The following is a 2184-nucleotide window of genomic DNA, read 5'->3' as shown; positions in this document are numbered from 1 at the left end:
GCCGGCCTCGACGCGCTGGACACCTGGCCGGGCCTGAGCCCGTTCCTGCGTGGCCCGTACCCGACGATGTACACGACCCAGCCGTGGACCGTCCGGCAGTACGCCGGCTTCTCCACCGCCGAGGAGTCCAACGCCTTCTACCGCCGCAACCTCGCGGCCGGCCAGAAGGGCCTGTCAGTCGCCTTCGACCTGGCGACCCACCGCGGCTACGACTCCGACCACCCGCGGGTGCGCGGCGACGTCGGCATGGCCGGTGTCGCGATCGACTCGATCTACGACACCCGGACGCTGTTCGAAGGCATCCCGCTGGACCAGATGAGCGTCTCGATGACGATGAACGGCGCGGTGCTCCCGGTGCTCGCGCTCTACATCGCCGCGGCCGAGGAGCAGGGGGTGAAGCCGGAGCAGCTCTCGGGGACCATCCAGAACGACATCCTCAAGGAGTTCATGGTCCGCAACACCTACATCTACCCGCCGGCGCCGTCGATGCGGATCATCTCCGACATCTTCGCCTTCACCAGCCAGCGGATGCCGCGCTTCAACTCGATCTCGATCTCCGGCTACCACATGCAGGAGGCCGGGGCGACCGCCGACCTCGAGCTCGCCTACACGCTGGCCGACGGTGTCGAGTACATCCGTGCCGGCCTCGAGTCGGGCCTGACCATCGACCAGTTCGCGCCGCGCCTGTCGTTCTTCTGGGCGATCGGCATGAACTTCTACATGGAGGTCGCGAAGATGCGCGCGGCCCGCGCGCTGTGGAGCCGGCTGGTCCGCGAGTTCAACCCGCAGAACGCGAAGTCGCTGTCACTGCGGACCCACTCGCAGACCTCGGGCTGGTCGCTCACCGCGCAGGACGTGTTCAACAACGTCGGTCGTACGGCGATCGAGGCGATGGCCGCGACGCAGGGCCACACCCAGTCGCTGCACACCAACGCCCTCGACGAGGCGATCGCGCTGCCGACGGACTTCTCCGCCCGGATCGCGCGCAACACCCAGCTGCTCCTGCAGCAGGAGAGCGGCACCACCCAGACGATCGACCCGTGGGCCGGCTCGTACTACGTCGAGAAGCTCACCCACGACCTCGCCGAGCGCGCCTGGGCCCACATCCAGGAGGCCGAGGCCGCCGGCGGCATGGCTGCGGCGATCGAGCAGGGCATCCCGAAGATGCGCATCGAGGAGGCCGCTGCCCGCACCCAGGCGCGGATCGACTCCGGCGCGCAGAAGGTCATCGGCGTCAACACGTTCCGCCTGGCCGTCGAGGACAAGCTCGACGTGCTCAAGGTCGACAACGACGACGTCTACCGCCAGCAGGTCGCCAAGCTCGAGCGCCTGCGCGCCGAGCGCAACAGCGCCGACGTCGAGGACGCGCTGCACGCGCTGACCCGTAGCGCCGAGTCCGGCGACGGCAACCTGCTCGACCTCGCGGTCGCCGCGGCCCGCAACAAGGCCACGGTCGGCGAGATCTCGGATGCGCTCGAGAAGATCTACGGCCGCCACCAGGCCGTGATCCGTACGATCAGCGGCGTGTACCGCGACGAAGCCAACCTGGCCAACGACGGCGCCGGCGACTCACTGGTCGCGCAGACCCGCGCCGCCACCGACGAGTTCGCCGAGGCCGAGGGCCGACGTCCCCGCATCCTCGTCGCGAAGATGGGCCAGGACGGCCACGACCGCGGCCAGAAGGTCGTCGTCTCGGCGTTCGCCGACATGGGCTTCGACGTGGACGTGGGTCCGCTGTTCTCCACGCCCGAGGAGGTTGCGCAGCAGGCGATCGACGCCGACGTCCACATCGTCGGTGTCTCCTCGCTGGCCGCCGGCCACCTCACCCTGCTCCCGGCGCTGAAGACCGCGCTGGCCGAGCAGGGCCGTGACGACATCATGGTCGTCATCGGTGGCGTGATCCCGCCCGACGACGTACCGACGCTGAAGGAGATGGGCGCCGCGGCGGTCTTCCTCCCGGGCACGGTCATCGCGGAGTCGGCGCTGGACCTGCTGGCCAAGCTCGGCGCCGGCCTCGGGCACTGATCCCTCGCCCGTGGACGAACGAACGACAGCACTGGTCGAGACCCTGCTCCAGGGGATTCGTTCGGGCAGCCGCGCACAGATGGCCCGCGCCATCACGCTGGTCGAGTCGACGGCGCCACGGCACCGGGAGGCAGCGCGCGAGCTGCTGACGGAACTGGC

The 2184-nt window shown here is 69.6% G+C and carries 1 protein-coding gene; it reads left to right on the top strand.

Features of this window, described 5'->3' with window-relative positions; translation table 11 throughout:
• The coding region (scpA, locus tag ACOADB_RS12540) for a methylmalonyl-CoA mutase (RefSeq protein ID WP_378598847.1) at positions 1 to 2025 on the top strand (2025 nt) is incomplete at its 5' end.
• Between the last annotated feature and the right edge of the window lie 159 nt (positions 2026 to 2184).

The organism is Nocardioides sp. CPCC 206348 (assembly GCF_048654705.1).
Lineage (GTDB): Bacteria > Actinomycetota > Actinomycetes > Propionibacteriales > Nocardioidaceae > Nocardioides.
This window is presented reverse-complemented; position numbering and strand designations above follow the sequence as displayed.